General features: G+C 64.0%; 9 protein-coding genes and 1 tRNA gene. 6 read left to right on the top strand and 4 right to left on the bottom strand.

Annotation, left to right across the window (positions count from 1 at the left end; genetic code table 11):
- Window positions 1–2: 2 nt before the first annotated feature.
- Complete coding sequence (locus tag LPB260_RS14355; RefSeq protein ID WP_208709744.1) at window positions 3–2276, bottom strand: PAS domain S-box protein; 2274 nt, start codon at window positions 2274–2276, stop codon at window positions 3–5.
- 226 nt (window positions 2277–2502) lie between these two features.
- Here LPB260_RS14355 and LPB260_RS14350 point away from each other — a divergent pair, with 226 nt between their 5' ends.
- From LPB260_RS14350 to LPB260_RS14330, 5 genes are all read left to right on the top strand, one after another.
- Entirely contained in the window at window positions 2503–4125 is a 1623-nt protein-coding gene (locus LPB260_RS14350; RefSeq protein ID WP_208709742.1) for an acyl-CoA synthetase, read from the top strand.
- A gap of 108 nt (window positions 4126–4233) precedes the next feature.
- Window positions 4234–5604, top strand: a complete 1371-nt coding sequence (locus LPB260_RS14345; RefSeq protein ID WP_208709740.1) for a solute carrier family 23 protein — start codon at window positions 4234–4236, stop codon at window positions 5602–5604.
- Between the two features lie 82 nt (window positions 5605–5686).
- Window positions 5687–7453, top strand: a complete 1767-nt coding sequence (locus LPB260_RS14340; RefSeq protein ID WP_208709738.1) for an acyl-CoA dehydrogenase C-terminal domain-containing protein — start codon at window positions 5687–5689, stop codon at window positions 7451–7453.
- 248 nt (window positions 7454–7701) lie between these two features.
- Complete coding sequence (locus tag LPB260_RS14335) at window positions 7702–8883, top strand: acetyl-CoA C-acetyltransferase (protein ID WP_208709736.1); 1182 nt, start codon at window positions 7702–7704, stop codon at window positions 8881–8883.
- An 80-nt stretch (window positions 8884–8963) separates the two neighbouring features.
- A complete protein-coding gene (locus LPB260_RS14330; protein WP_208709734.1) occupies window positions 8964–9827 on the top strand; it encodes an MBL fold metallo-hydrolase in 864 nt (287 codons plus the stop codon).
- Window positions 9828–10103: 276 nt separating this feature from the next.
- Here LPB260_RS14330 and LPB260_RS14325 read toward each other — a convergent pair.
- Window positions 10104–10180 (bottom strand) — tRNA-Val (locus LPB260_RS14325).
- A gap of 184 nt (window positions 10181–10364) precedes the next feature.
- Between LPB260_RS14325 and LPB260_RS14320 the strand changes: the two genes are divergently transcribed.
- Window positions 10365–11648: an FAD-binding oxidoreductase gene (locus LPB260_RS14320; protein ID WP_208709732.1), complete on the top strand. Its 1284-nt coding sequence runs from the start codon at window positions 10365–10367 to the stop codon at window positions 11646–11648.
- A 55-nt stretch (window positions 11649–11703) separates the two neighbouring features.
- On the opposite strand, the gene LPB260_RS14315 is transcribed toward LPB260_RS14320, so the two are convergent.
- Entirely contained in the window at window positions 11704–12675 is a 972-nt protein-coding gene (locus tag LPB260_RS14315; protein ID WP_208709729.1) for a PA2778 family cysteine peptidase, read from the bottom strand.
- Window positions 12660–13061 carry a PA2779 family protein gene (locus LPB260_RS14310; protein ID WP_208710247.1) on the bottom strand — a complete coding sequence of 134 codons (402 nt, stop codon included), beginning with the start codon at window positions 13059–13061 and terminating at the stop codon, window positions 12660–12662. Before LPB260_RS14310 ends, LPB260_RS14315 begins: the two co-directional genes overlap by 16 nt.
- Window positions 13062–13382 lie beyond the last annotated feature (321 nt).

Here is a 13382-nt window from a genome sequence, read left to right as displayed (position 1 = left end):
GATCACTCCGAATGTTGTTCTGTACGGGCCAACGGCAAACGGCACTCGAGGCACAAGCCGCCGCCCTCGCCAGCTCGGGCCTCGAGTGAACCGCCGAAACCCTCGATGATGCTGCGACTCATCGACAGTCCCAGCCCCAGCCCATCGGCCTTGCTGGTGTAGAACGGGGTGAATATGTGCTCGAGCTCGGCCTCGGCCACCCCGCCGCCCTGATCCTGCACGCGAATGCACAGTTCTCCGGCCTGCTCCGTGGCAGATAGCTCGATGCGAGAGGGCCGCTCGGAATGGGCCTCGCGGTTGGCCTCGATGGCGTTGCGCAACAGGTTGAGCAAAACCTGCTCGAGCAATACCCGGTCGACATACACCAGCGGCAGATTGTCCGGTAATTGCTCCTCGATCGCCACCTGGCAGCTGGTTGCCTCCCAGGCGCAGAGTCGCACCGCGCCGCGCGCCACCTCAGCCAGGTCGAGGGCCTGCATGCGCCGCTGGCCCTTGCGCAGAAAGGCCCGCAGACGTTTGATCACCTCCGCCGCGTGATTGGCGTGCTCGGTGATACGCGTCAAACCCTGGCCGATGCGTTCGCCGGCCTGGGGGTTGTCGCCCAGGCTCTGCAGATAGCGCTGACTGGCGCAGGCATAATTGACCACCGCTGCCAGCGGCTGGTTGATCTCGTGGGCAATACCGGACGCCAGTTCGCCAAGGGTCACCAGCCGTGCGGTATGGGCCAGCTCGTCCTGATGCCGGCGCTGCTGCGTCTCACGCAACTCGCGCTCGCTCATGTCCCGCGCGACCAGCGAGTAGTAGCGCTCGCCTCCGGCGGCACGGTGGGCCAGCAGCACCAGCGATACCGGCAGCGAGCCCCCGCCAGCCGACGGCTGCAGGCGCGAGTCGACACTCCATACCCCGGCTTGTTCGGCGGCGCTCCAGCCCTCGCGTGCCAGTCGCGCCAGATCGTCGCTGGGCAGTATCTCGGCCAGCGACGGGATCGGCTGCTGCTCTCCTAGCCGCAGCGCACGGCGCGCCGCCGGGTTGAGGTAGGTGACACGCGCCTGCGAGTCGATGAACAGCACCAGGTCGGTATTGGCCTCGACCACCTCGGCCAGCCGCCGTCTGTTTTCCTCGGCCTGCACCCGCGCGGTGATGTCACGCGACACGCTGACCACTTCGACCACCGCACCGGTATAGGTTTCACGTATGCCCCGGCAGGCCGTCTCGAACCACAAGTAATGACCGTCGCGGTGACGGATGCGGTAGGTCATGGTGTGGTAGCCGTCTTGCTCCAGCGCATCGCGCGCGCGCTGCACCTGATGCGCCAGGTCGTGGGCGTGGAACAGGCCCTGGGCCAGTTGCCCGCGCAACTCCTCCGGCCAATACCCCAGCAGCGTCCAGGAGGCTGGCGAGGCATCGAGAAAGCGGCCGTCCGGTGTGTGCCTGGATATCAGGTCGGTGGTGTTTTCAGTGATCAGCCGGTACAGACGACGCGCCTTGGCCGCCTCGCGCTCGGCCACCACCTGACTCGTGGCGACTCGACAGCGGGCCAGCACCCGCTGCGCCTGGGGATCAGGGATGAAGGTCCAGACCAGGACCTGCTCAGCGAAACTGGCCTCGACCTCCTCGATGGCCCGCTGCTGGTTGAGGCTGGCACGAACCAGCGCCTGGTGATTCACCGGCAGGCATCGCAGCACCTCGCCAAGGGGGCTATGCGCCAACAACTTCAACAACGCCGCATTCAGCTCCAGCGGCCGCGCCTCGGCATCCATCAATAGACTCGGCTGGGGGTCATAGCCGAGCAGGGGCGAACCGCGCAGCATGTCGCCAGACAGCGCGGAAAGGGTCTGCAGCAGTGCCTGGATCGCGCCCATCCAGTCCTGGCTCACCCCCTCGCGCACCTCCACCAACAGCACCCCGTCCTGCCCCGCCTGCAGTGCCAGGCAAAACGCCTGTCCCGCATCGATGGCGGCGCGCCGCAAGCGCCCGGACAGCCAGCAGTCGAGTTGCCGGACTCGCGCCAAATCGAGGCATCCCTCGGTCGCCAGGCATTCGAACAACGGCCGATCGCTGGCCAGCAACGGATCGCCCTGCCCGGGCGGAAGATGCTGGCCGCTTCCCTCATGACTGTAGGTTTGCGTGCCGGGCTGCCAGCTCAGGTAGAAGGCCTGGCGCACTTCGGGCCAACCCAGCAACACCTGGCATAGCGCATCTGCGCGGGCAGCCAGGCCGACGCCTTCACGTTGCAGGCGCAGCCAGGTATCCAGGCGAACAGGGCTATGGGTCATGGGGACTCCGCGATTAGGTGGAGCAGAGCATACCGCCGGCTAGGGAAAATGGCTTTATCTCTCTATCAATCAGAAACAAGTATAGTGCTTATACTATACGACTACGGTATATATTCCATAGCGAGTGGTTATTGGTATATAAAGTACACCTGACAACGAGCCGACCTTTCCGAGCGAGCCGGGCGGGTCAGAAACAAAACCAATAATCAGCCATCGGGTGCCTAGCATGTCGATCTATGAACAGGGTCTTGCCCCTGCTGCCGTGAACCACGTCGCCCTCACCCCACTCAGCTTTATCGAGCGCACAGCCAGTGTGTACCCGCACTACCCCGCGGTGATTCATGGGTCGATTCGCCGGACCTGGGCCGAGACCTACGCCCGCTGCCGACGTCTGGCCTCGGCGCTGGCGGGGCGCGGTATCGGCAAGGGAGACACGGTGGCCGTGATGCTGCCGAACATCCCGGCAATGCTCGAGGCACACTTCGGTGTTCCCATGATTGGTGCCGTGCTCAACACCCTCAACGTGCGCCTGGATGCCGAGGCCATCGCCTTCATGCTGCAGCACGGCGAGGCGAAGGTGCTGATCACCGATCGAGAGTTTCATCAGGTCATACGCTCGGCCGTCGCCCTGCTCGAACAGCCGCCGCTGGTCATCGACGTCGACGACCCCGAGTACGGCGAGGGCGAGGCTGTCAGCGAACTCGACTACGAAGCCCTGTTGGCCGAAGGCGATCCGGACTTCGCCTGGCAATGGCCGGCGGACGAGTGGCAAGCCATTTCGTTGAACTACACCTCCGGCACCACGGGCAACCCGAAAGGCGTGGTCTACCACCACCGCGGGGCCTACCTGAACTCCCTGGGCAACCAGATGACCTGGGCCATGGGCAATCATCCGGTCTACCTCTGGACCCTGCCGATGTTCCACTGCAACGGCTGGTGCTACCCCTGGACCATCACCGCCATGGCCGGTGTGCATGTGTTCCTGCGCCGGGTCGACCCGCAGAAGATCCTCAACCTGATCCGCGAACACCAGGTCAGTCACCTGTGTGGCGCCCCCATCGTGCTCAATGCCCTGGTCAACATGCCGGAATCGGCCAAGGCGGCCATCGATCACCCAGTCAACGCCATGGTTGCCGGCGCCGCCCCGCCGGCCAAGGTGATCGGCGCCGTCGAGGAAATGGGCATCAAGGTCACCCACGTCTACGGGCTCACCGAGGTTTATGGTCCGGTCACCCTGTGCGCCTGGCATGCCGAATGGGATGAACTGCCACTGGAGCAACGCGCTGAAATCAAGTCTCGCCAGGGCGTGCGCTACGCCACCCTTGAAGGCCTGATGGTGGCGGACCCCAAGACGCTGGAACCTACACCGCGCGATGGTCAGACGGTCGGTGAGGTCTTCATGCGCGGCAACACGGTGATGAAGGGATACCTGAAGAACCCCGCCGCCACCGCCGAAGCCTTCGACGGCGACTGGTTCCACACCGGCGACCTGGCCGTGTGCCACCCGGACGGCTATGTGGAAATCCGCGATCGCCTCAAGGACATCATCATTTCCGGTGGCGAGAACATTTCCACCATCGAGGTGGAAGGTGTGCTCTACCGCCACCCGGCCGTGCTCGAAGCCGCAGTGGTCGCGCGCCCCGACGAGAAATGGGGCGAAACGCCCTGCGCCTTCATCACCCTCAAGGCCGAACACCTGAGTACCCGCGAGAGCGACATCATCGGTTTCTGCCGTGAACACCTGGCCGGCTTCAAGGTGCCGCGCACCGTGGTCTTCACCCTGCTGCCCAAGACCTCGACCGGCAAGGTGCAGAAGTTCGTGCTGCGCGACATGGCCAAGGCGCTGTAACCCCGGGCCGCCGCTGCGATACCGGCGGCCCGCTAACCATCCGTTTCACAACAACAAGAAATCGGCACGTATCCGAGGGGTACGGCCGTGCCTACGGAGGCAATCCTGATGCAACTGATCAAGCGCAAAGACGGTGCTGAACAACCCTTCTGGAAGATGGGCCCTTTCAAGCTGCGCCTGCCGTTCATTCACTACCGCTGGGAAACCGCGGAGATGTTGCAGGCGTTGATCATGTTCGTGGTCAGCCTGGCGATGATTCCCCTGCTGGAAAAGTACCTGGGCCTGCCCTACGACGTCGCCCTGGCCTACGTGGTGGTCTGCGGCATCGGCTTCATGCTGCCGGCGCTGCTCGGCGTCCCCCTGGTGCCCGGCTGGATCACGCCAGGCATTCCGGTGGTGCTGCTGTTTCTCGGTAACTTCGAGCCGGGCCCGCAGGCGATCCAGGCGCTGTTCGCCCTGCAGTTTCTGGTGTTCCTGATCTTCCTGTTCCTCGGCGCAACCCGCCTGGGCAGCGTGCTGGTGCGCCTGATCCCCAACTCGATGAAGGGCGGCATCATCATCGGCGCCGGCATCGCCGCGCTGATGGGCGAGATCTCCAGCGGCGGGCGCCTGGCCAACACCCCCATCTCCCTGGTGTTGGGCACCCTGATCTGCCTGTACCTGATGTTCTCTGTGTCGTTCAAGGGACTCACCGAGCGACTGCCGTTGGCGCGCAAGATCGTCAACTACGGCATGGTCCCGGGCATGTTGATCGCCATCTTCATCGGCATCGCGGTCGGTGAATACAAGATGCCGGACATCCGCTTCGGCATCACCGCCCCGGCATTCGGCGAGATGTGGAACTACCTGCCGTTCACCGTCGGCTTCCCCGATCTGGAAGTCTTCCTGCTGGCCGTACCGACCGCGGTGATCGCCTACATCATTGCCTTCGGCGACATCATCGTCGGCCAGTCGCTGATGCAGCGCGCCGATGAACTGCGTACCGACGAGAAGATCGACAACAACATCGACCGCATCCACCTTGTCACCGCGTTGCGCAATGCCCTGCACGCGTTCTTCGCGCCCTACCCTGGCCTGGCCGGACCGCTGTGGACCGCAGTTGCCGCGACCATGGCCGAACGCTACAAGTACGGGCGCAAGGCCATGGACTCGATCTACAGCGGCGCCGGCACCTTCTGGATCACCGGCTTCATCGCCCTGTTCGTCCTGCCGCTGGTGAGCTTCTTCCAACCGGTACTGCCGATCGCCCTGTCACTGACCCTGATGCTCACCGGTTATATCTGTTTGATGGTCGGCTTCGAGCAGTTGAGCAACAACACCGAGCGCGGTATCGCCGGCACCACGGGCGTGGTTCTCGCCGTGTACGGCGCAGGCTGGGGCCTCGCGGCCGGAGCAGCGCTGTACATCCTGGTGGAGCGCACGCACCTGCTGCGCTTCACCAGCAGCGCTGCCGCCAGCCCTACCCCTAAAGCCGACTGAGCCTGAGCGGGCCCGCCTGCGGGTGGGCCCTTCGTTAAACCCTGCGCCACTGACCAGTGGCGGTTGCCGCAAAGAGACTGCCATGCCTGAATTCAATGCCCCCCTGCGCGACCTGCATTTCGTCCTTCATGAAGTCTTCCAGGCCCCCAGCCTGTGGGCACGCCTGCCGGCCCTGGCCGAGACCGTGGATGCCGAAACCGCCAGCGCAATTCTCGAAGAAGCCGCCAAGGTCACCGGCCAGCTGATCGCCCCGCTCAACCGCACCGGTGACGAAGAAGGAGCCCGCTGGCAGGATGGCCAGGTCACCACGCCGAGCGGTTTCAAGGAGGCCTATGCCACCTACATCGGCGGCGGCTGGGTCGGCCTGTCGGGCAACCCGCAGTACGGCGGCATGGGCATGCCGAAAATGCTCGCCGTGCAGTTCGAGGAGATGCTCTACGCCGCCAATTCCAGTTTCGCGCTCTACTCGGCTCTGAGCGCCGGCGCCTGCCTGGCGATCGACGCCCATGCCAGCGAGGAACTGAAAAGTACCTTCCTGCCGCCGATGTACGAAGGCCGCTGGGCCGGCTCCATGTGCCTGACCGAAGCCCATGCCGGCACCGATCTGGGCCTGATCCGCACCCGCGCCGAACCCCAGGCCGATGGCAGCTACCGCATCAGCGGCAGCAAGATCTTCATCACCGGCGGCGAACAGGACCTGACCGAGAACATCATCCATCTGGTGCTGGCCAAGCTGCCGGATGCGCCGGCCGGCCCCAAGGGCATCTCCCTGTTCCTGGTGCCCAAGCAGCTGGTCAACGCCGATGGCAGCCTGGGTGCCAGCAACGCCGTGAGTTGCGGCTCGATCGAGCACAAGATGGGCATCAAGGCCTCCAGCACCTGCGTGATGAACTTCGACGGTGCCCGCGGCTACCTGGTCGGCGAAATCAACCGGGGGCTCGCGGCGATGTTCACCATGATGAATTACGAACGCCTGTCTATCGGCCTGCAGGGCATCGGCTGCGCCGAGGCTTCCTACCAGAACGCCGTTAGCTACGCGCGTGAGCGCCTGCAAAGCCGCGCACCGAGCGGCCCGCAGGCTCCTGAAAAGAGCGCCGACCCGATCATCGTGCATCCCGATGTGCGCCGCATGCTGCTCAGCATCAAGGCCATGACCGAGGGCGGGCGCGCCTTCGCCAGCTATGTCGGGCAACAACTCGACCTGAGCAAGTTTGCCGAAGACGCCGAGGAGAAACGCAATGCCGAGGCACTGGTGGCGCTGCTGACCCCGGTGGCCAAGGCGTTCTTTACCGACAGCGGTCTCGAGAGCTGCGTACACGGCCAGCAGGTGTTCGGCGGCCATGGTTACATCCGCGAATGGGGCCAGGAGCAACTGGTACGCGACGTGCGCATCGCGCAGATCTACGAAGGCACCAACGGCATCCAGGCCCTCGACCTGCTGGGGCGCAAGGTGCTGGCCAATGGCTGTGCCTCGCTGCGTCTGTTTACCGGCGAAATCCGCAGCTTTGCCGCCTCCGGCACGCCGTTCTGCGATGAGCTGCTGGCCGCGACCGAGCGCCTGGAAGGCGTCAGCGATTGGCTGCTGGCGCAGGCCAAGGACAATTCCAACGAAGTCGGCGCCGCCTCCGTTGAATACCTGCACCTGGTTGGCTATGTCGCCTATGCCTACATGTGGGCACGCATGGCGGCTGTCGCACAGGCCAAAGCCGAGGCAGATGAGTTCTATACCGCCAAACAAGCGACGGCGGCCTTTTACTTCTCACGCTTGCTGCCGCGCACCCTGGGCCTGGAGGCCTGTATCCGCGCCGGCAGCACCCCACTGTTCGGCCTGAGAGCCGAACAGTTCTGACGATTGAGCGTTGCGCGGAGTTCTACACCGAGGCTCCGCGCTTTTTTATTCCAGCCCTAGCGAGTACAGGCACGCGTCAGCAACCGCCACTTCCGCCCGGGCAGCAAGAAGCCGAAACCAGGCCACCCGACAGGCGTGGACCTCGCCCGGAAAGCCAAGGGCGGCGACGCTGCATGCCAGCCAACGTCGACCCGGTCGCCCGCGGCGCACAGCCCGGGCCCGCGCCACCACTACCCCAGGAGATCTACATGCATGAAGTGGTAATAGTTGGTGCCAGCCGCACCGCCATCGGCAGTTTTCAGGGCACGCTGAGTCGTGTCCCCGCGGTCGAACTGGGGGCGACGGTGATCCGTGCCCTGCTGGCGCAAAGCGGCCTTGCCGGCGAACAGATCGATGAGGTGATTCTCGGCCAGGTACTCACCGCCGGAGCCGGACAGAACCCAGCCCGTCAGGCAGCGATCAAGGCCGGGCTGCCCCATACGGTACCGGCACTGACGCTCAACAAGGTCTGCGGCTCCGGTCTCAAGGCGGTCATCCTCGGCGCCCAGGCGATCCGCTGCGGCGACGCCGAGGTCATCATCGCGGGGGGGCAGGAAAACATGAGTCTGGCCCCCTATGTTGTCGAGCAGGCGCGCTCGGGTCTGCGCATGGGCCACGGCAAGCTGGTCGACAGCCTGATCGAGGATGGCCTGTGGGATGCCTTCAATCAGTACCACATGGGCATCACCGCCGAGAACCTGGCCGAGCAATACGGCCTGTCACGCGATGAGCAGGATGCCTTCGCCGCGCTCTCGCAGCAGCGCGCCTGTGAGGCCATCGAGTGCGGACGCTTCGAGGCCGAGATCATCCCGGTGCAGATCCCACAGAGAAACGCCGCTCCCCTCCAGTTCAGCGTCGACGAACAGCCGCGCCAGGGTACGACCGTACAGGCCCTGAGCAAGTTGCGTCCGGCCTTCAAGAAGGACGGCAGCGTCACGGCAGGCAACGCCTCGACGCTCAACGACGGCGCCGCCGCGGTGTTGCTGATGAGCGCAGCAAGAGCCGCCAGCCTGGGGCTACCCGTACTGGCGCGCATCAAGGCCAGCGCCAGTGCCGGGGTCGACCCGGCAATCATGGGCATCGGCCCCGTCTTCGCGACCTGCAAGGCGCTCGATAAAGCCGGTTGGAGCCTGGAGCAACTGGACCTGATCGAGGCCAACGAGGCCTTCGCCGCCCAGGCCCTGGCGGTCGGCAAGGAACTGGGCTGGGATACCGACAAGGTCAACGTCAACGGCGGCGCCATCGCCCTGGGGCATCCGATAGGCGCTTCGGGTTGCCGCGTTTTGGTCAGCCTGGTCCATGAGATGGTCCGCCGCGACGCCAAGAAAGGCTTGGCCACCCTCTGCATCGGTGGCGGTCAGGGCGTGGCCCTGGCTATCGAACGCACCTGAGCCACGGTTGAGAGGCGTCCTCCTGCCTGCTCCGGGCCAGTTGACCCGACTACGGTCCACCTCCTGATCGAGGACCATTGATGCGAACCCTCACCACCCTGGCGGGCAACAGCCAGAAGCTCGACGGCGGCGCCATGTTCGGCAATGCCCCCAAGTCCCTTTGGCAGCGCTGGATGGCGGCCGACGAGCAGAACCGTATCGACCTCGGCTGCCGTGCCCTGCTGGTACAGGAGGACGCACGCAACATCCTGATCGAGACCGGCATCGGCGCGTTCTTCTCCCCGGAACTCAAGGCGCGCTATGGCGTGCAGGAGGAGCATCATGTGCTGCTCGACAGTCTTGCGAATGCGGGCCTGAACGACGCGGATATCGATATCGTGCTCCTGACCCACCTGCACTTCGACCACGCCGGCGGCCTGCTCGCCCCCTGGGCAGCAAACCAGCCACCACGCCTGTTGTTCCCCAATGCCCGCTTCGTCACCGGCCAGCGCCAGTGGCAGCGCGCGTGCAATCCACACCCGCGCGACCGCGCCTCCTACATCCCGGAACTGCTCAAACTGCTGCGTGAAAGCGGAAGGCTGGATCTGCTGGAAGAAACCAGCAGCAGCGAGTTGCTCGGCGACGACTGGCGACTGCACTGGAGCGATGGCCACACCCCTGGACAACTGTTGCCGGAAATCGCCATGCCCGCCGGACCGGTAGTGTTCGCCGGCGACCTGATCCCCGCTGCGCCCTGGGTTCACCTGCCCCTCACAATGGGCTACGACCGTTTCCCCGAAGGCCTGATCGAAGAGAAGGAACAACTGCTCGACCACCTCGTCAATCATGGCCGGCTCATCTTCACCCATGATCCGCAAGTCGCCGTGGGCCGGGTAATGCGCGACGACGTAGGACGCTACAGCTTGACCGATGTCTCGGCGCAAGTATGCGCACTGACTGAGTAGTTGACGGCTTAGCTCGAAGCCGTCGAACCAACTACCTGCGGCAGCCCCCACACCGGCGTGTTGCGAGGGCTGTTTCCCTCTGTTCCACCCGCGAGGTGCGCCAAGGCTGAGCTCGAAGCGCTACCAGAAGAGCCATGGGAAAGAGAACGTGGAGTACATGCGGGTGAGTGCCGACCTGAAGGTCTGAGTCACCACTGCGCTCTCCGGAAAATTCCCAAACAAAAAAGGCGATCCTTTCGGATCGCCTTTTAAGTCCCGTGCTAGACGGGTTCGAATTGGTAGGCACAATTGGATTCGAACCAACGACCCCCACCATGTCAAGGTGGTGCTCTAACCAACTGAGCTATGTGCCTTCGATGGGTGCGCATTTTACGGAGCGGCTCGAAAGAGTCAACACCTTTTTCGCTAACTAACTGAAAAAAATAATTTTTTGCCGTGCACGGCTACGTTTAATATTTTGCACAGGCTACTAGCCGAGCATTTTCATCTCCGGTAGCATCGGAGCATTCGTAAAAAATAAAGAACAGAGGATGCAAAATGGCGCACACGGCATACCCAGAATCCTATTACGCTGCATCGGCAAACCCCGTCCCTGCCCGCCCCGAGCTGAACGGTGAAGTAGAAACCGACGTCTGCATCGTCGGCGCTGGCTACACCGGCCTGTCCACTGCTCTGTTCCTGCTGGAGAACGGCTTCAAGGTGAGCATCGTCGAGGCCGCCAAGGTCGGCTTCGGCGCCTCCGGCCGCAATGGCGGCCAGATCGTCAACAGCTACAGCCGCGACATCGATGTCATCGAGCGCACGCTCGGCCCCCAGCAGGCGCAACTGCTTGGGCAAATGGCATTCGAGGGCGGACGCATCATTCGTGAGCGCGTGGCCAAGTACGACATCCAGTGCGACCTGAAGGACGGCGGCGTGTTCGCGGCCATCACCGGCAAGCAGATGGACCACCTGGAAGCACAGAAGAAGTTGTGGGAGCGCTACGGTCACACCCAGCTGGAGCTGATGGATGCCAAACGCATTCGCGAGGTGGTGGCCAGCGACAATTACCTCGGCGGCATGCTCGACATGAGCGGCGGCCATATCCACCCGCTGAACCTGGCGCTCGGCGAAGCGGCAGCGGTCGAATCCCTGGGCGGGGTGATCTACGAGCAATCCCCGGCCATTCGCATCGAGCGTGGCGCCAATCCGGTGGTGCATACCCCGAACGGCTACGTAAAAGCCAAGTTCGTGGTGGTGGCCGGCAACGCCTATCTCGGCAATCTGATCCCCGAACTGGCGGCAAAATCGATGCCGTGCGGCACCCAGGTCATCACCACCGAGCCGCTGTCCGATGAGCAGGCCAGCAGCCTGCTGCCGCAGGACTACTGCGTGGAAGACTGCAACTACCTGCTCGACTATTACCGCCTGTCCGGCGACAAGCGCCTGATCTTCGGCGGCGGCGTGGTCTATGGCGCGCGCGACCCGGCCAACATCGAGGCCATCATCCGGCCGAAGATGCTCAAGACCTTCCCGCAGCTAAAGGATGTGAAGATCGATTACGCCTGGACCGGCAACTTCCTGCTGACCCTCTCGCGCCTGCCTCAGGTCGGCCGCCTCGGCGACAACATCTATTACTCGCAAGGCTGCAGCGGCCACGGCGTGACCTATACCCACGTGGCCGGCAAGGTGCTGGCCGAGGCGCTGCGCGGCCAGGCCGAGCGCTTCGATGCCTTCGCCGAACTGCCCCACTACCCCTTCCCCGGCGGCCAGCTGTTCCGCGTACCGTTCACGGCCATGGGCGCCTGGTATTACAGCCTGCGGGACAGGCTCGGCGTCTGATCACCGGCACACAGTAAAACGGCGCCAACAGGCGCCGTTTTCTATTCAGCCGTGGTCATTGCCCCTGGGGACAAACCGGCGGCGCGGCGCACTGCCCTGCCGCACCAGACGCCGGCAGGGCAGCAGCGGCAAATCGGCTATCTTCAGGTGCCAGGCGCCGGGCGCAATTCAGCGCCTGTTCGGCACCCTGCCGGCAGCCCCGCTCCCCCAGCACCTGTGAGAGATTGAACCAGCCCGCGGCGAACTCCGGCTCGCGCATCAGGCTGGTGCGCAGCGCCTCTTCGGCGCCCGGCCGATCGCCATCGGCATAGCGACTGTTGGCCAGCGCGAACCACGCCAAAGATTGCTCGGGCCATTGCCGCGTCGCCGCCAGGAAGGCGCGCTGGGCCGCCGCGCCCTGGCCGGTTTCCTCCAGATCGCTGGCGGCCTTGAGCCAGGAACGCAACTCGGGCTGCGCCGGTAGCTTGTCCGCCGGCAGGGTCAGTACCGCCCAGCGCCCACCACGGGCCCAGGTACTGTCGAAACTGGCGAAACTGGTCAGCCAGCGCCGCTCGGTGCCCGAGCGCAGAATCAACGTGCGCTCACGGCGGTCAAAGCCCACCACCACGGCGAAGTGCCAACGGGGATACCAATCGAACGCCAGGTTCTGCAGGACCAGCACCGGATTGCCCGCCGCCACTTCCGTCAACAGCGCCTCCAGGCGCGGCTGGAGCGGATACACCAGCAGCTCATGGGCCCGCGCCGCGGCCACCATCTCGACCTGCAGGCTGCCCTCGCGCCCCGGAATGAATACCTTGTCCTTGAGCAATCCAGGACTGGTCTGCACCCCGCGCTGGTTGAGCATGGTCGCCAATGCCGCAGGGCCGCATTGATAGGCGCTCTGCGGGAAGAAGGGCACGCTGCTGAGTTCCACCCGCTCAGGAAGACGCGAGGTCTCCGGCGGTAATACCGGAGACCTCGCGCACGCAGCTAGCAGAAGAAGCAGTAAGACAGGAAGGAAACGCAAGCCACTCAGCGATTTATGCATTTGACGAAACTGAAGATGTTGGTAGCGCAGAGCATATCCGTGATGATGAAGATCACCAAGAACAGCACGATGACACCCACCACGCTCCCGCCCGCCGGGGCGTCCTGCAGCTGTTGATTGAACTGTGCCAGCTCGGCACTGGTCAGGCTGTTGATGCGTTCCTCAACCTGCGCCCGCTCCACACCCATGGCCTCGAGTTTTTTCTGCACGCCTTGATCTTCCAGCATGCCCAGCAGCTGCTGGCGATCTACCTGTTGCTGTTGTGTGGCCAGCACCTCGGCGGTGCCAATCATCGCCGCATTGGCCAGGGGCACCTGGGCGACCATCAGCAGGTGGAACACCGCCAGGGCGGCAGCCAAACGACGAAACAGAGAATGCTTGCTCATAGCGTTCATCTCCCAAATCAGTCATACCCCGCACCGGAGCGGCGCGTAAGGTCTCCCAGTGAGCATAGACAAAGACTGGCCAGGAAAAGCAGGGACTGCCGACTCATCGTCCACTCACCGGAGCGGCGTCTCGCGCCCCCCTCGGGATAGCCATTCCGCCAACCCCCCAGCACACTGAATCATCCCGGATTTCGTGGAGGCCGTTTCGTTAATGGATCTGCATATGAACGTGGCGATTCTGCGTCGATGGGTACTGGCCAGACTCACTGCGACGGAAAGTACTCAAGCGCCTGCTTCATATGGTTTAGCCACGCGCCAGCA

Source organism: Pseudomonas sp. LPB0260 (assembly GCF_013388395.1).
The sequence above is the reverse complement of the archived record's forward strand: the minus strand, read 5'-3'. Positions and strand labels throughout refer to the sequence as shown.

Coding starts and splice junctions, on each gene's coding strand:
- LPB260_RS14355 (WP_208709744.1), bottom strand. CDS start 2,276: ATGACCCATAGCCCTGTTCGCCTGGATACCTGGCTGCGCCTGCAACGT.
- LPB260_RS14350 (WP_208709742.1), top strand. CDS start 2,503: ATGTCGATCTATGAACAGGGTCTTGCCCCTGCTGCCGTGAACCACGTC.
- LPB260_RS14345 (WP_208709740.1), top strand. CDS start 4,234: ATGCAACTGATCAAGCGCAAAGACGGTGCTGAACAACCCTTCTGGAAG.
- LPB260_RS14340 (WP_208709738.1), top strand. CDS start 5,687: ATGCCTGAATTCAATGCCCCCCTGCGCGACCTGCATTTCGTCCTTCAT.
- LPB260_RS14335 (WP_208709736.1), top strand. CDS start 7,702: ATGCATGAAGTGGTAATAGTTGGTGCCAGCCGCACCGCCATCGGCAGT.
- LPB260_RS14330 (WP_208709734.1), top strand. CDS start 8,964: ATGCGAACCCTCACCACCCTGGCGGGCAACAGCCAGAAGCTCGACGGC.
- LPB260_RS14320 (WP_208709732.1), top strand. CDS start 10,365: ATGGCGCACACGGCATACCCAGAATCCTATTACGCTGCATCGGCAAAC.
- LPB260_RS14315 (WP_208709729.1), bottom strand. CDS start 12,675: ATGCATAAATCGCTGAGTGGCTTGCGTTTCCTTCCTGTCTTACTGCTT.
- LPB260_RS14310 (WP_208710247.1), bottom strand. CDS start 13,061: ATGAGCAAGCATTCTCTGTTTCGTCGTTTGGCTGCCGCCCTGGCGGTG.